The organism is Calothrix sp. NIES-2098 (genome assembly GCF_963875125.1).
Taxonomy (GTDB): Bacteria; Cyanobacteriota; Cyanobacteriia; order Cyanobacteriales; family Nostocaceae; genus Aulosira.
Genome location: NZ_CAWNKJ010000001.1, coordinates 4,933,823 through 4,949,182, shown reverse-complemented (window position 1 = coordinate 4,949,182; position 15,360 = coordinate 4,933,823). Strand labels below are relative to the sequence as shown.

The window sequence follows — 15,360 nt, the reverse complement described above, 5'->3', positions numbered from 1 at the left end:
CATAAGGCACAATAAAGACAAGAGTCTCAGCAGCGCAGTCAAAATTTTCCATGATCGCGAAACACATTCTCATCATTGATGATGAATATGATATCCGGGCAGTAGCTGAACTCGCCTTGAAAGCAGTGGGTGCTTGGCAAGTTTCTACAGCTGCTTCTGGGAGTGAGGGAGTAGCTAAGGCAATTGCCGAACAGCCAGATGCAATTCTCTTAGATGTGATGATGCCCGATATGGATGGGATCGCTACCTTTCAAGCCTTACAAGCGAATCCTGCAACTCAGTCAATTCCCGTGATTTTGCTGACAGCGAAAGCTCAAGCTACTGAAAAACGCCGATTTGCCGAACTCGCAGTCAAAGCTATCATCACCAAGCCCTTCAAAGCCATGAAACTACCTGCGCAAATTGCAGCAGCCCTTAACTGGTAAACTGAAAAAATTTTTCTAACTTTCTTTCATCTCCACAATTTCTGCATTTTTGAGTTTTACAGTTAAAAGCAAGTAGAAAACCATCAACTTAATTACACCTGAATTCAGGGTGAAATGAATATTCATCTTCACCCTCCTTCCTCTCCTTAAAAGAGGTGGTTAACTTTCTTTGCTGTAACTCATTGGTGCATTATGGAAGATTTAGAACTATTTCACTTTCATCTTGAAAGAGCAATCTACATCTTAAATTTTAAAGATAAAAAATTAGCCGAATGTTGGGTAACTCAGCTTCACAGTAGCATGGGTTTTGCATATACAGACTCTTTTTTAACAGCAGCAGTACTAGAATTATCTATCACCGATATCGATACATTTCACTGGGTTTTAGATAATCTGTCTGCTTGGAAACCCTACACTCAGTTACTAGCACAGGTTACTAAATTTGTGCTCAAAAAACTCATTAACAAAGGATTTATTCCTAGCATAGACTTTAGTTTTGATGCTCAAGGTAAAATTTTGCTGCATGAAAATACGAAAAATGTAATTCTGGCAGATACTTCTGATTCCGATAGACTTTTAATTGAAAAAGTAGTACTTACTCCCAAACAAGTTCATTCACTAATAACATGATGTTTACCAGTAAATTCACTGCAAATTATTTGGCTAAGGTTCTACTACAACCACTGCGTCAAAAACTTGAATCCTTGAAAATAGAAAATTGCCGATTAGCGCGCTTACTCTGTAAAATTATTCCGGCCAGTTGTCCTTTTGAACGTGAAATTAAACTTTGCGATCGCACTCTTATTTCCATTCCTCCTCTGTGTAAACTCAATCCTTTCTACGAACAGTTAATTGAACTCCGTTTCAAAGCTTTAAGTTATTTAGCAGATGAGTGTGGTGAAGACATAACAGTATATTGCTAATTCCTTTTCCTACAAGATTACTTAGTAGCCAATTCCTGTTTTTGAAGACTGTTTAGCCAAGCAAACTACTATTCGTGTAAGCTTTTCCAGAATTCTTGCTTTTGAGCTATATATTTAGCAATTTGTGCGCGATTTAAAGGTACAACCTTTGTGCTAGGGCGAATTGGCTGTAATAGTGAATTCAGACTGCAAGATGAATTGCTAGCCTTTCTATATACGCAACCAAAACTGATACCAGGTATCCGAAAGTAAGCGCCAATTTGTAATTGTTGAAAAGTCATACTAGTCTCCGATGATATAGAAAATAACGGTGACAGAAGTAAAAACTAATGGACATAATGTACACCGTTATCTAATATTTGCTTTCTCCTGTCTATAGCTCAGTGAATCTGAATCCTCTATCCAACCTTTCACTGGCGCACGCTCAGTAGCTATAATGCTTGCTGTGTAATGGTTATTTATTTAGAATTTTTTAAATTTTGAATTGCTTATATTTGGCAGGCTTTTTAGTTAGATTCACTTAACCTTTAGCCAAAAGCCTCTCAGGTACAGTCATTTACTTCATCCCAGTTAGGTTTTTCCCTAGCCTTGAGACTTACCTCTCCCGGCAATAAAAAGCAATATGTGCTAGAATTGTACCAAAATCTAGCAATTATTCAAGAGTAAATTGGAATAATTTTGCAATTTGTCAACTATTAGGGCTAAAATCTGCGATTTTTGGAGTTTTTTAGGTTATGACAACCTCACAGGAGAGGATTATCCCGACAGATCTGCGGAACGAAATGTCCCGGTCTTATCTGGAATACGCCATGAGTGTGATTGTGGGTCGGGCGCTGCCAGATGCCAGGGATGGTCTGAAACCTGTGCATCGTCGCATCCTCTACGCAATGCACGAGCTAGGTTTGACGCACGATCGCCCATTCCGTAAATGCGCCCGTGTGGTTGGGGAAGTTTTAGGTAAATATCACCCCCACGGCGACACGGCAGTTTATGATGCCTTGGTGCGGATGGCACAGGATTTTTCCATGCGATCGCCCTTAATCAACGGGCATGGTAACTTTGGTTCCGTAGATAACGATCCACCAGCGGCAATGCGATACACAGAATGTCGCTTGCAAGCCTTAACTAGCACAGCTTTACTACACGATATCGAATCGGAAACCGTAGATTTTATTGATAACTTCGACGGTTCCCAACAAGAACCAACAGTTCTACCATCACGGATTCCCCAGCTGTTGCTGAATGGTTCCTCTGGGATTGCTGTGGGGATGGCAACAAACATCCCGCCACACAATTTAGGCGAATTGATTGATGGATTAGTGGCATTAATTCACAATCCAGAAATCACCAATCTTCAGTTAATGCAGTATATCCACGGCCCAGACTTTCCCACTGGGGCGCAGGTTTTAGGAACTGCCGCAATTAAAGAAGCTTACACCACTGGGCGCGGTTCGATTACCATGCGCGGTGTAGCTAACATCGAAACCATTGAGCAAAGAGGACGTCCCGAACGAGAAGCAATTATCATCACCGAATTGCCTTATCAAACCAACAAAGCCGCATTAATTGAAAAAATTGCCGAGTTGGTGAATGAAAAGCGTATCGAGGGAATTGCAGATATCCGGGATGAAAGCGATCGCGATGGGATGCGTATCGTTATCGAACTCAAGCGTGACGCCTATCCTAGAGTAGTACTGAATAACCTCTACAAGCAAACCCCACTGCAAGCCAACTTTGGGGCGAATATGCTGGCGTTGGTGAATGGAGAACCCCAAACCCTTACCATCAAGCAGTTCTTAGAAGTCTTCCTCGATTTTCGTATTGAATCGATTAACAGACGCACGCGTTACGAACTGCGGAAAGCGGAAGAACGCGACCATATCCTGCAAGGCTTGTTAATTGCCTTGGCACATTTAGATGCCATCATTAACTTGATTCGTCATGCTTCCGATGCACCCACAGCCAAAGGCGAACTAATTACCACCTACGGACTATCGGAAGTTCAAGCCGATGCGATTTTACAAATGCAACTGCGGCGGTTAACTGCCCTAGAAGCAGATAAAATTCGCCAAGAACACGAAGATTTACAAGCGCAAATTGCCGATCTGCAAGATATTTTGGCACGGCGGGAAAGAGTGCTATCAATCATTGAAGACGAAGTCACCCAAATCAAAACTAGCTTCGCCACACCCCGACGCACAGTAATTACCCATGCAGAAGGTGAAATTGATGACCTCGATCTGATCGCCAATGAAAAAGTACTAATTCTGCTGACAGAGCAAGGTTACATCAAACGGATGCCGGTTAACACCTTTGAAGCCCAAAGCAGGGCTACCAGAGGGAAAGCAGCCGCCAAAGTAAAAGATGATGACACCATAGAACATTTCTTGACTTGCTGCGATCACGACAGCGTTTTATTCTTTAGCGATCGCGGTGTCGTTTACTGTCTCAAAGCTTATCAAATTCCCGTGGGTTCTCGTACCAGTCGTGGTACGCCCATTGTGCAAATGTTACCTATTCCCAAGGAAGAAAAAATTACTTCCATTGTCCCAGTTGATGAGTTTACCAGTGAAGAATATCTGGTGATGCTCACCAAAGGTGGCAATATCAAGAAAACCGAATTGGCAGCATTTAGTAACATTCGCGCCAACGGCTTAATCGCAATTTCCTTAGAAGAAGGCGACCAACTGCGCTGGGTAAGACGCGCTAGGGTAGAAGACAGCGTAATTGTCGGTTCCCGTCAGGGGATGGCGATTCACTTTAGATGTAACCACGAACAATTGCGTCCCCTAGGTAGAGCAACTCGTGGTGTCAAATCCATGAAACTCAAACCTGGTGATGAATTAGTCGGCATGGATATACTTCCCGCCGCCATTCTCGACACCTTGAGTACAGATAGCGAAATCGAAGCCGAGATTGAAGAAATCCTCGAAGTCGAAGATACCGAAAATGAAGAGTCCGCAGAAGTACCAGCTAACGCTAGTAGCGGCCCTTGGGTATTAGTAATTACGATGAATGGCTATGGTAAGCGCGTCCCCGTTGCCCAGTTCCGCTTGCAAAATCGCGCCGGTCAAGGTTTAATGGCAACCAAATTCAAAAACCGTAAAACCAAAGACCAATTAGCCACCTTGCAAATCGTCAACTGTGACGACGAAATTATGATGGTAACAAATCGCGGTATTATTATTCGCCAAGCGGTGAATGCCATTTCCGTACAATCGCGATCGGCAACAGGCGTGAGAGTGCAGCGCTTAGACGAAGATGACGCCATCACCGGAGTAGCTATAGTTCCTCCTGATACTGGCGATACGGGTCTTCTAGAAGAAGCAGAATAAGGAATTAAGGATGAAGTATCCCACAAAAAAGCTATTTTCATCCTTTAGCCTTTACATTGTGTCCTTCATCAGTGGGGTATTAATGGGGCTAACTGTAGCCCCTGTAGGCGCATGGTTCCTAGCTTGGATTGCCCTTGCCCCCCTCTGGGTATTAGTCGTTCAAAAAAATACAAACTTAACAGGTAAAAGGCGGAGATTCTTCCTTTTACCTTTATTTTGGGGTATTGGCTATCACGGGTTAGCGTTATTCTGGATTACTGGCATCCATCCGATGAATTGGTTGGGTGTCCCTTGGCTGGCAAGTTTGGCAATTACTATCTTTTGTTTGACATTCGTTACCCTGTGGGGTGCTGCCATTGTCGTTGCTTGGGCAGCTTTGATGGCGCGTTTGGCTATATCAAAACCTGTTTTGCGGATACTGATTGGCACAGCTATCTGGTGCTTATTAGAAGGAATTTGGAGTGCTGGCGCTTTATGGTGGAGTTCTCTTTCATACACTCAAAGTCCGTATAATTTAGTAATTTTACACCTAGGTCAAATCGCCGGGCCCAGCGCCATTACAGCCGCCATTGTCGCCGTAAATGGCTTTATTGCCGAAGCCTGGATTTACCGCAAAACCTCTTCCTCTGTGTCCTCCGCGCAACGGACACTTTCCTCAACGGGGGAAACCCCCGCACAGAAGTGTCCTCCTCGGCGTTTCGTTAATAAATACTTTGCACTTGCAACATTACTATTCATCACCCTACACCTCATCGGTTTTAGCTTCTACAGCGTTCCCCTCAGCCAACCTCCAGAACAAGCCTTAAAAATAGGAATTGTTCAAGGCAATATCCCCAACATTATTAAACTAAAACCAGAAGGATTGCGGCGAGCGATCGCAGGTTACACCAATGGATATTTAACTTTAGCAGATCGAGGTGTCGATGCAGTCCTCACCCCAGAAGGAGCCTTACCTTTTTTCCAGCGTGACTTAGGCACAACCCCCATCATCTCAGCCGTGAAGGAAAAAGGCGTAGTCGCTTGGATTGGTGCTTTTGGAGAACGAGGACGCAGCTACACTAATAGCTTATTTACTTACACTGGTAATGGTGAAGCTTTTAGCCGCTACGACAAAACTAAACTAGTACCCTTAGGTGAATATATCCCCTTCGAGCCAATCTTAGGACAACTCATTCAGCGTTTATCACCACTAGACGAACATCAAGTTCCCGGTTCGCCCAATCAGCTATTTGATACCCCTTTTGGTCGTGTAATTGTCGGTATTTGTTACGACTCAGCTTTTTCTGCACAATTCCGTCGTCAAGCAGCAGCAGGTGGGAAATTTATCCTCAGTTCTTCCAACGATGCACATTACACAGCTGCCATGCCATTCCAGCATCATGCACAGGATATCATGCGGGCAATTGAAACCGATCGATGGTCAGTGCGGACGACGAATACAGGATACTCAGCGTTTATCGACCCTCACGGTAGAACCTTGTGGATATCTAGATATAATACCTACGAAACCCATGCTGAAACGATTTATCAACGCCAAACCCAAACTTTATATGTGCGTTGGGGAGATTGGTTGACACCTTTGTTATTGGGTTTGAGTATATTGGGGTGGTTGTGGGAGAAAAAATTCAATACCTCAGTTTAGTTGCAAATATATTCTGACAGAATGATGGCGATCGCAACTTGCAAGATTAAAATCAAGGAGCGAGCAACACCAGAGAGATTGATTCATGGAAGACTTCCCACAACGCAAGCTGTTATCTGCCATCAGTCATGGAGCGATATTTTTTAGCTCTACAATTGTATCTATTGGCATACCAATTGCAATTTTGTTGATCAGCGATGACCTCGTTGTTAAAGACAATGCCAGAGAATCCCTCAATTTTCACATCAACCTTTACATTTACGGAGTGATTTTTGGATTATTGACCCTTGTAGGCATTGGGATTTTGCTATTGATTGGGTTGTGGGTCATCAGTATTATTATGCCCATTATTGCCATTGTCAAAATTTTGGGCGATCGCGATGTCTTGTATCGCTACCCATTTATCTTTCGCTTAGTTTAGGCAATTTATCTAAACTTTCTCGATCAATGCTTTTGTAGTGAGGACTTTAGTCCTCAAATATTTCCACCCTAAGGACAAAACAAGGTATCGCGAGTATCCCTTCCTGTAGTGGGATTAGTACCTTTCGCTACCTGACATAATTTTTTTTGCTCATCTGGACGCAGTAGCACATCAGTAAAATCTGCGCCATCAACGATCGCACCATCAAACTTAGCATTCGCTGCAAAAGCACCTTCCAAAACTGCATTACTCAAATTTGCTTTAATAAAGCGAGCTGAATCTAAAGTAGCATTACTAAGATTCGCTCCCTCGAAATTTGCTGATTCTAGATTTGCTGCAAAAAAGCTAACACCACTCAAGTTTGCCTTACTGAAGTTACTCTTTTTGAGATTAGCTTTAGTAAAGCTGGAGTCTGTTAAATCCCGTCCCGAAAAATCCGACTCTACCAAAATTTCTTTGTTGTATTCGAGTGCCAACGCTGTGGGCGCAGAACCTATAATTGCCGTGATGCCAATCAATCCCCAAAGTAATACACTGAATACACTTGTCCAAATCCGAATAGTTAATCTTTTATTCATAAAAATTTCCAGCCAATGGCGAACCCTCCTGCATCTCATTATCCCGACATTGGTGACTTAGGTGAAGACCTAGTAGCACAATGGCTGCAATCTACAGGTTGGTTAATTCTCCATCGCCGCTTTTATTGCCGTTGGGGAGAAATCGATATTATTGCTCAATATGATGGCAAAGGGATGCAAGACTCCACTTTGGCATTTGTAGAAGTTAAAACTCGTAGTTCAGGTAATTGGGATTTAGGGGGAAGAAGTGCGATCGCGCGCAAAAAACAAGCAAAAATTTGGCGTACAGCTGAGATGTTTTTAGCGAAGTACCCCCAAAAGGCAGATTACCCATGTAGATTTGATGTTGCTATCGTTTACTGTCAGGAGATAGCAGAAAAATTCTCTCAAGCAAAATTTACACAGAAAGCCCTAGCCAGTTTAGCAGTCGGTAGTTACGAGTTACAACTACAAGAATATATTCCTGCCGCTTTTGATTCTGTAGTTGATAACGCGTAATTGGTCACTAGTACTTATAGACAACATCTCTAATTACTAACAACCAATTATTTACTATTTAGTCTTTCAGCTAAAGGTCATCACGCCAATGTTTCGGGACAGTAACCTAATCCGCGAACAAACTGTTGCCGGAATGCCTCAATTTCCTCTCTTTCTGGGCTACCATGAGAAACGATAGCTACTTGGTAGCGACGCATCACGTCTACAGGACACTGCCCTGCTTCCAAACTCCAAAGTGCCATTTGTACGCGCATTGGTGGTTCGTAGCTAATTCCTAATTCATTGAGAAAAGCGCGAAAGTCACCATCTACCTGGGGCGAAACTTGACCTTTGAATTTAATCCTCACCACCCAGCCATCTATTTGATGAATTACGGTGACGAAAGATACAGGCAATTGGGGTCTGGCGTGCAGGTATTGAACGACCCTCAGTGTTAGACTGGCATTTGCCAGGTAATACAAGTATTCCATGTTGGTGCTTGGGATCAAAGCCAATCCTACATTTATATATTCGTCAATAAATGCCAGATCCCGGTAGGGTAAAAGCCCCCGTTTTTTGATAGGGAGGTTTACCCAATTTTTATATTGGGGGGTTCCGTGTTACGTAATAGTATCGATCTTAAAATCAAGGAATTAAGTCGAGCAGCGCTCCTTGAGAGTTTCATTAATTAGGAAAGCTCAAACAGGCTGATTTCAGGCAGATTCAATCTCAATGAAGCAACAAATAACACAAGCCAATTTAAACGATACCTCGAATATAGGGGTAGAAGATGTGAACTTAGACTGTTCGTTAGCTGGGTACGACTACGAACTTCCGCCCGAACTCATCGCCCAAAATCCAGTATTACCTAGAGATAGCTCTAGGTTACTAGTAGTAAATTCCCGAAGTATACACCATATTTTTCGAGATCTGCCAGAAATTTTACGATCCGGAGATTTACTGATTATGAATAACACAAAAGTTATTCCGGCTCGACTGTATGGTAATAAATCTACGGGCGCAGAAATTGAGGTGTTATTGCTAGAGGAACGGCAACAGAACTGTTGGTTAGCCTTAGTTAAGCCAGGAAAACGCTTTAAACGAGGGGCGAAGATTATTTTTGAACCAAGAGGAAGAGGAACAGAGGAAGTAATTTCCCCCTCATCCCTCACAGCTACCGTACTCGAAACAGATGAAGCAACCGGGGGACGGCTATTAAAATTTGAACTACCAGAGGGAGTTTCTTTAGTGCAATTGTTGGCGGAATTTGGTGAAATACCTTTACCGCCCTACATTACTGCATCTCAAGCTAGCGACGAACAGTATCAGACTGTTTATGCTAAAACTCCGGGAGCGATCGCCGCACCAACAGCTGGGTTACACTTTACGCCAGAATTACTAGAAAAGTTGCGCGATCGCGGCATTGATCGAGCTTTTATTACGCTGCACGTTGGTGTGGGCACATTTCGCCCTGTGGAAGTCGAAGATGTTACTAGCCACCAAATGCATGAAGAATGGATTGAAGTTCCCGCCTCAACAGTAGAACAAATCCGGGCTACTAAAGCTGCGGGTGGCCGGATTATTGCTGTGGGTACAACGGCTGTACGTGCTTTAGAAGGGGCAGCGCAATCTGGGGATTTACAACCATATTGTGGTAAGACAGACTTATTCATCTACCCTGGTTACAAATGGCGGGTAGTGGATGGTCTAATTACTAATTTTCACCTGCCACGCTCTAGTTTGTTAATGCTGGTGAGTGCTTTGATTGGTAGAGAAAGATTATTGAAAATCTACCAAGAAGCGATCGCCTCCCGATATCGTTTTTATTCTTTTGGCGATGCAATGTTAATTTTGCCAGAAGCGGTGACAGCTTCAAGTTCTCAGTGAGGACTTGAAAATCTTTAAATTTGACTTTTAATTTTTCATGTTGTGGTGGGTACTCTGACTTATAAGGATCTAACAATAAGTACAGGCCTGCCACTCATGTTTAAAAAACATCAACTTCGCCAGTGGTTTTGCAGTTTTTCTCAAGTAGCGCAGCATCGGAGTGCTAATCGGCAGTTGCTTTCCACTTCCGTTGCATTTTTAGTATTAGCTGCACCCACAATAATTAATTTACCTGGAAGCAAGCTCTTGGCTCAAAACGTTGTCAGCAAGGATCTGGAAGCCGCTAGCTATTTCCAACAGGGATTTATGCGCTATCACCGCCAAGACTTACAGGGTGCGGAATCTGCGTTTCGCGAAGCGTTGCGGCGAGACTCTAACCTGGCGATCGCACGGAATTACTTGGGCAATATTCTCTTACAACAAAACCGCCTAGATGTTGCCGTACAAGAGTATGCAGAGGCGATTCGGTTAAATCCTAATTACGGCGAGGCTTATTACAACTTAGGGTTAGCGTTGCACCAACAAGGTCAAAAAGAAGCAGCGATTACCGCTTATCGCCAAAGCCTAGTGCTAGATCCGTCAATGGCAGCAGCCCAGTATAACCTAGGTTTAGCATTGTACGAACAAGGTCAAATCCAAGAAGCGATCGCAGCGTACCAGCAAGCAATTAATCTTAATGGCAGCAATGCCAATGCTTATTTTAATCTCGCGATCGCCCTACAACAGCAAGGTCAACCCCAAGAAGCGATCGCTGCTTACAAACAAGTTGTAGAAAAAGATCCTAACAATACCACAGCTTACAACAACTTGGGTAGTCTGATGGTAATGCAAGGTCAAGCAGCTGAAGCAATTGCTGTTTACCAGCAAGCTGTTCGTCAGAATCCTAAAAATGCCTTGGCTTTCTACAATTTGGGAGTGACTTTGTACAATCAAGGTCATATGAAACAAGCCAACAGCGCCTTGAAACGTGCCCGCAAAGAGTACCAAGATCAAGGTCAAATGGCACAAACCGATAAAATTGACTCCTTAATGCTGCAAATTGCTCAAAAGGAAGCAGTACAAAAAGCTCAAGCTAGGCAACAAGCCACTCCTACTGCGGCTGCAAGCACTAGAACTATCTTATTCAAACAAACCGAGCCACAACAGCCGACTCAACAAGAGGTTCCGCAAGCAACTCAAGAAGATCCTGGCTATGTTCCAGTTTTAGAACCCCAACCTACTTCTATGAGTCCCCTTTAAGATTTAGCTTTAGCTGCTCATTAAAATACGTTCAAGAATTAAATCTTGAACGTATTTTTTTGCTTAATACTATTTTGAAAAAAGAATGCGACAGATGTGTAGTAGGGGCACGGCACCCACAATCTTTTGGTAGATCAAATTATCTTACTGACGTTCCCTACAAAGAATTTATCTGTATACTCTTTTTGAACTTGATGACGAAATAATTGCAGAATATAGGTTTTAGGGTTTGTATCTCTTGGTTAATTGGGGAGAATTAGTATTAACGGATGAATTTGCCTCAAATCTCGTAAAAAAGATGCGATCGCCATTTTATTTATATTGGCGATCGCATTGAAAGTGCCGAGGTTTTCTAGAGTTATTTCAATTTGGCGCGGAAGCGAACAAAACCGTAAGAATTAGTTGGTGTTCCAGATGCAGTTGCATTCGGCACATCACCTAGGTTAACAACAACAGCACCATTGGTATTGGGGACTGTAGTGCTGGAGTTGCCATCGCAGTCAATTTTGGGATATTTAGTACTAGGTTCAATACCAGGAAGGAAGTACTGAGCAATATCGCCATCATCAGCGTTGCTATAAGCCTTAGTAGTACCACTGAGGTTGATAACAATACCGCGATCGCCTGAACCACTGGTATCTGGAGTTACTCCTGTGTTGAAAGCAGTGGAGTTAAAGGTAGTATTTGCTGGCACTAAATCGCAGAATAAGGCATTCTTGGCTGTAACATTTCCCGCAGATAGGAAGTAAACGGTGTATTCAATTTCATCCCCAGGCATAATTTTGCCTCCATTGACGCCACCAATCAAAAAAGTATTGGGATTAGGCCATTTATCTGTATCTGCCTTGGCTGGTGGGGCTGGGTTATCCAAGGTATTGTCATCATAGAAATTACTCGCTTCATCAATATAAGCTGCTAAGTTATCCCCACCATTAGTAGTAGTGGCATTGTTAATTTTGGTGATTCGTTTCACCAATAGCAGGTTAGGATTACTCACCTGAATACTTAGTTGATAATCTTCCACTTCCCCGTTACCCACCGCACCGTTAGGAGTAGAAGTCGTTAAACTAGCACTATCACTCAACCGAAAACGAGCATAGGTGTTTCCGACTGTTAATCCAGTCAGACTTGTCCAATTGAGAGTGACATTTTGCGGACTGGCATTATTCGGAATCGATTGTGCTACACCTTCAGTTGCTTCAAATTGACCGTTCTTATTAAAGTCAATCCAACCCACTAACTTAGCTGCACTTCCAGTAGTATTGGTGAGGTTCACAGTTGCTGAGTAGCTAGTGCTGTTTGTAGTTAAAGTGCTGGAGAAGGTGACACCATCTTCATCATCTGTACCTGTGGTATCGTCAGCCGTCGCAGTTGCATTTTGTAATGTCCCGTCATCAGCATCAGCAGCATTAGTACCTAATTTTAAAGTAGTGACAATAGAATGACTGGCTCCACCATCACTACTGGTGGTTTGATAGTTTCCCGAACCTGTACTTGTTCCCGTATCCGGTGCATCGCCGTAGTCAATATTACTAACACTCAGTTGATAATCTTCGACTTCCCCATTACCTACTGCACCGTTAGGAGTAGAAGTCGTTAAACTGGCACTATCACTCAACCGAAAACGAGCATAGGTATTTCCGACTGTTAATCCAGTAATACCCGTCCAATTGAGAGTGATATTTTGCGGACTGGCATTATTCGGAATCGATTGTGCCACACCTTCAGTTGCTTCAAATTGACCGTTCTTATTAAAGTCAATCCAACCCACTAACTTAGCTGCACTCCCAGTAGTATTGGTGACATTTACAGTTGCTGAGTAGCTAGTGCTACTTGTGGTTAAAGTATTGGGGAGTGTGACACCATCTTCATCGTCTGTACCTGTGGTATCGTCAGCCGTCGCACTAGCATTTTGTAATGTACCATCATCAGTATCAGCGGCATTAGTACCTAATTTTAAGGTCGTGACAATAGAATGGCTGGCTCCACCATCACTACTGGTGGTTTGATAGTTTCCCGAACCTGTACCTGTTCCCGTATCCGGTGCATCGCCATAGTCATAGTTGGGAATAATGCTGAGTTTGTAGTCTTCTACCTCCCCATTTCTACCACCGCCAATAAAATCGCTGGTAGTTAGAGGATCGTTATTAATCCGAAACCGAGTATAAGTAGTTCCTGCGACTAAGCCACTTAACCCCGTCCAGTTAACATTGACATTTCCATTAGTTCCCGTAGCTATAGTCTGTACTACACCTTCGCTGGCTTCAAACTTACCATTGCGATTAAAGTCAATCCAACCTCCTAAGTAAGCATTAGCACCAGAGGTATTTTTTACCTTGACCGCAACCGTATAACTAGTAGCATTATTTACTAAAGTGTTAAAGCTTGCAACTGCATCTTCATCGTCAGTGGTAAGAACGTCGTCACCATCAGCGTTAACACTCGGTTGCCCATCAGTTTCTTTATCAGTAGCGTTAGTACCTAATAAAATGTTAGTACTCAGAAGTTGACTGGCTCCAATGCCTTCGCCACTGCTATTAGTTTTGTTAGTACCATAGGTATCGGGAGCATCACCAAAGTCAATATCATCAACATCACCAATAATGGCTATAGTTGGTACTTGTTGGGAAGCCCCAAAAACCCAGGTATCTATAAAATTTGTATCCCCAATACTACCTGCTGCAAAACTACCCCAGGTATGACTTCCCGCAGCAGTTCCGGATAATCCCCCAACTAGGTTTGTGGTTGCAGTGGGGAAAGAAGCAGACAAATAAGTAGCATCATCCCAATAATTGAGGGTTTGCGATCTAGTTTGTGCAATGCCATTCCATTTCCAAACTGATAGTCCATTTCCGCTACCACCACCACTGGTTTCAGAGTCGTAAGTAGCAAAGTGATATTCCCCAATTCTCACCATTATTTGCACATTATAAGTTCCTTGGGCCAGGACAGCGTTATTAAAACCTTTGCCATCCCACGCTACTGAATTGGTTCCGGGATTTGCAAGACCAAATAAAACGCGATCGCCTTGACCAAAAACTCCATTTTTATTTGTATCAATAATAATTTCATAAGTTCCAGTGACATCGGTATCAAAGTAAAATGTACCTGAATCTTGAACCGCAGCGGTTGTACCAGGTGAAATAGTATTATCTTCTCCCGCACTATCAAGGAATTTCAAGTTAGATACATTAGGTGCTGCGGGTTCGGGTAAAATAGGCGCAACTGTAGAAGTAGGATTAGGTCTAGATAAATAAATAGGGTATTGGCGAGTATATGTAGGAGTAGGAGATGAACTACCAGGAACACTATAACGAGAGTAAGGAGAATTAAGTCCAATAGCATTGGCAACAATTTCATGTCTTTGTGGCGCAAATTGGTTTAAATCTAATTGCCAAATAAATTCTGTGCCAGGTCTACCTCCTGGTACTCTTACATATAAATCAGCATCGTAACTAGCTGTTGATGTAAAAGCGTTTCCGGCATTAAAAGCCCAACTTGTCGCCCAAACTTGTCCGTTAGTTGAGCCGGGATTTGGGTTAGTTGAAGAGTTAGCAGTAACTGTGATATCAAAATAGGTGAAAACGTCATTTGTACTAGTAGCTGCTTCAGTATCATTATATAAACGAATTTCATAAGTTCCAGATTCTTGGCTGACAAAGCGAACTGGAGTGGTGAGTACACTACTAGGTTGAGTTGGTTTAGCTTGGTTGTTACAAATAGTTGTTTGTGTAGCGGTTCTGGCATTACCTGTTGTTAACAACCAAGCACCAGCACCATCAGCAGCAGTTCCACTAAAAGCTCCTGGTGAACCAGCTGCAACTTGAGTAGTATAGTTAATTTCTGTCCCGGAAGGGCGAAAAACCTCAATTGCTAAATCATCGCCTGTACTCCAACCACAAAGGGAAATATTGATTACTTCCCCAGCATTTTCAACGTTGACCTTAATTGGTCTGGTGTATGGAGCTTGAATAAATCCATTGTTGGCATTATATTCAAACAGATAAACGTTTAATCCGTTTGCGCCTACACCTAATTGTTGTGAACCTTCTGTATAGCCTGGTAGACTGAACCATAGGTTAATACTGCTAAAGCTAATAGTAAATATTAAGGTCATTAATATCGTTATTAAAAACCGAGTTAAGCGGTTGCTGTTGAATTGATTTACTAATATCAACAACTTCCTATTTAAAAATGTGAAGTTAAATATAGGGAATAAATTGATTTTTTCGCGAAGAACTCTCTTTTTTTGAGTAGTATTGTCGGCTGCGATTGGCAGTTTTTTGAATTGCTGATTAGTTTTTTTGTGTATGTAAGTACTAATTCCTGTGAATATTACCCACAGCGATCGCACAAATACTATCATTACTTGAACGATGGTTTGTGTGATTTTTTTTAATGGTGTTGGAGATTGTTTACTGGGCATGATCGAT

Annotated in this window: 13 protein-coding genes; 9 read left to right on the top strand and 4 right to left on the bottom strand. The window is 42.6% G+C overall.

Annotated features, from left to right (window positions below; all coding sequences use genetic code 11):
• The first annotated feature begins 50 nt into the window (after nt 1-50).
• The 3 genes from AACU33_RS20725 (at nt 51) to AACU33_RS20715 (ending at nt 1,348) form a co-directional block, all read left to right on the top strand.
• Nucleotides 51-425: a response regulator gene (locus AACU33_RS20725; protein WP_096590444.1), complete on the top strand. Its 375-nt coding sequence runs from the start codon at nt 51-53 to the stop codon at nt 423-425.
• A gap of 192 nt (nt 426-617) precedes the next feature.
• Nucleotides 618-1,055 carry a hypothetical protein gene (locus tag AACU33_RS20720; protein ID WP_096590443.1) on the top strand — a complete coding sequence of 146 codons (438 nt, stop codon included), beginning with the start codon at nt 618-620 and terminating at the stop codon, nt 1,053-1,055.
• On the top strand, nt 1,055-1,348 hold the full coding sequence (locus AACU33_RS20715) for a Mo-dependent nitrogenase C-terminal domain-containing protein (protein WP_445291794.1): 294 nt from the start codon (nt 1,055-1,057) through the stop codon (nt 1,346-1,348). The genes AACU33_RS20720 and AACU33_RS20715 overlap by 1 nt, the downstream gene beginning before the upstream one ends.
• A gap of 68 nt (nt 1,349-1,416) precedes the next feature.
• Here the strand turns inward: AACU33_RS20715 and AACU33_RS20710 are convergent, their stop codons facing one another.
• Nucleotides 1,417-1,629 (bottom strand): hypothetical protein, encoded by a 213-nt coding sequence (locus AACU33_RS20710; protein WP_096590441.1) that lies wholly within the window; start codon nt 1,627-1,629, stop codon nt 1,417-1,419.
• A 453-nt stretch (nt 1,630-2,082) separates the two neighbouring features.
• Between AACU33_RS20710 and gyrA the strand changes: the two genes are divergently transcribed.
• From gyrA to AACU33_RS20695, 3 genes are all read left to right on the top strand, one after another.
• Nucleotides 2,083-4,683 (top strand): DNA topoisomerase (ATP-hydrolyzing) subunit A, encoded by a 2,601-nt coding sequence (gyrA, locus tag AACU33_RS20705; RefSeq protein ID WP_096590440.1) that lies wholly within the window; start codon nt 2,083-2,085, stop codon nt 4,681-4,683.
• 10 nt (nt 4,684-4,693) lie between these two features.
• Entirely contained in the window at nt 4,694-6,325 is a 1,632-nt protein-coding gene (gene lnt, locus AACU33_RS20700) for an apolipoprotein N-acyltransferase (RefSeq protein ID WP_339376174.1), read from the top strand.
• Nucleotides 6,326-6,410: 85 nt separating this feature from the next.
• The gene (locus tag AACU33_RS20695; protein ID WP_096590439.1) at nt 6,411-6,746 is read left to right on the top strand and encodes a DUF4870 domain-containing protein; all 336 of its coding nucleotides are present in this window, start codon (nt 6,411-6,413) and stop codon (nt 6,744-6,746) included.
• Nucleotides 6,747-6,814: 68 nt separating this feature from the next.
• Here AACU33_RS20695 and AACU33_RS20690 read toward each other — a convergent pair whose 3' ends face one another.
• Nucleotides 6,815-7,324, bottom strand: a complete 510-nt coding sequence (locus tag AACU33_RS20690) for a pentapeptide repeat-containing protein (RefSeq protein ID WP_096590438.1) — start codon at nt 7,322-7,324, stop codon at nt 6,815-6,817.
• 15 nt (nt 7,325-7,339) lie between these two features.
• On the opposite strand from AACU33_RS20690, the gene AACU33_RS20685 reads away from it, so the two are divergent.
• Nucleotides 7,340-7,822: a YraN family protein gene (locus tag AACU33_RS20685; protein WP_096590437.1), complete on the top strand. Its 483-nt coding sequence runs from the start codon at nt 7,340-7,342 to the stop codon at nt 7,820-7,822.
• An 80-nt stretch (nt 7,823-7,902) separates the two neighbouring features.
• Here the strand turns inward: AACU33_RS20685 and AACU33_RS20680 are convergent, their stop codons facing one another.
• Nucleotides 7,903-8,292 (bottom strand): hypothetical protein, encoded by a 390-nt coding sequence (locus tag AACU33_RS20680; RefSeq protein WP_096590436.1) that lies wholly within the window; start codon nt 8,290-8,292, stop codon nt 7,903-7,905.
• Between the two features lie 241 nt (nt 8,293-8,533).
• Between AACU33_RS20680 and queA the strand changes: the two genes are divergently transcribed.
• Together queA and AACU33_RS20670 are read left to right on the top strand one after the other, a co-directional pair.
• Entirely contained in the window at nt 8,534-9,688 is a 1,155-nt protein-coding gene (gene queA, locus AACU33_RS20675) for a tRNA preQ1(34) S-adenosylmethionine ribosyltransferase-isomerase QueA (protein WP_096590435.1), read from the top strand.
• 96 nt (nt 9,689-9,784) lie between these two features.
• Nucleotides 9,785-10,927, top strand: coding sequence for a tetratricopeptide repeat protein (locus AACU33_RS20670; protein ID WP_096595325.1), 1,143 nt, complete (start codon nt 9,785-9,787; stop codon nt 10,925-10,927).
• 358 nt (nt 10,928-11,285) lie between these two features.
• Here the strand turns inward: AACU33_RS20670 and AACU33_RS20665 are convergent, their stop codons facing one another.
• On the bottom strand, nt 11,286-15,353 hold the full coding sequence (locus AACU33_RS20665) for a beta strand repeat-containing protein (RefSeq protein WP_096590434.1): 4,068 nt from the start codon (nt 15,351-15,353) through the stop codon (nt 11,286-11,288).
• Nucleotides 15,354-15,360: the final 7 nt, after the last annotated feature.

Excerpts from the sequence above, each read along its gene's own strand:
- AACU33_RS20725 (WP_096590444.1), top strand. The coding sequence starts at position 51 with ATGATCGCGAAACACATTCTCATCATTGATGATGAATATGATATCCGG.
- AACU33_RS20720 (WP_096590443.1), top strand. The coding sequence starts at position 618 with ATGGAAGATTTAGAACTATTTCACTTTCATCTTGAAAGAGCAATCTAC.
- AACU33_RS20715 (WP_445291794.1), top strand. The coding sequence starts at position 1,055 with ATGTTTACCAGTAAATTCACTGCAAATTATTTGGCTAAGGTTCTACTA.
- AACU33_RS20710 (WP_096590441.1), bottom strand. The coding sequence starts at position 1,629 with ATGACTTTTCAACAATTACAAATTGGCGCTTACTTTCGGATACCTGGT.
- gyrA (WP_096590440.1), top strand. The coding sequence starts at position 2,083 with ATGACAACCTCACAGGAGAGGATTATCCCGACAGATCTGCGGAACGAA.
- lnt (WP_339376174.1), top strand. The coding sequence starts at position 4,694 with ATGAAGTATCCCACAAAAAAGCTATTTTCATCCTTTAGCCTTTACATT.
- AACU33_RS20695 (WP_096590439.1), top strand. The coding sequence starts at position 6,411 with ATGGAAGACTTCCCACAACGCAAGCTGTTATCTGCCATCAGTCATGGA.
- AACU33_RS20690 (WP_096590438.1), bottom strand. The coding sequence starts at position 7,324 with ATGAATAAAAGATTAACTATTCGGATTTGGACAAGTGTATTCAGTGTA.
- AACU33_RS20685 (WP_096590437.1), top strand. The coding sequence starts at position 7,340 with ATGGCGAACCCTCCTGCATCTCATTATCCCGACATTGGTGACTTAGGT.
- AACU33_RS20680 (WP_096590436.1), bottom strand. The coding sequence starts at position 8,292 with ATGGAATACTTGTATTACCTGGCAAATGCCAGTCTAACACTGAGGGTC.
- queA (WP_096590435.1), top strand. The coding sequence starts at position 8,534 with ATGAAGCAACAAATAACACAAGCCAATTTAAACGATACCTCGAATATA.
- AACU33_RS20670 (WP_096595325.1), top strand. The coding sequence starts at position 9,785 with ATGTTTAAAAAACATCAACTTCGCCAGTGGTTTTGCAGTTTTTCTCAA.
- AACU33_RS20665 (WP_096590434.1), bottom strand. The coding sequence starts at position 15,353 with ATGCCCAGTAAACAATCTCCAACACCATTAAAAAAAATCACACAAACC.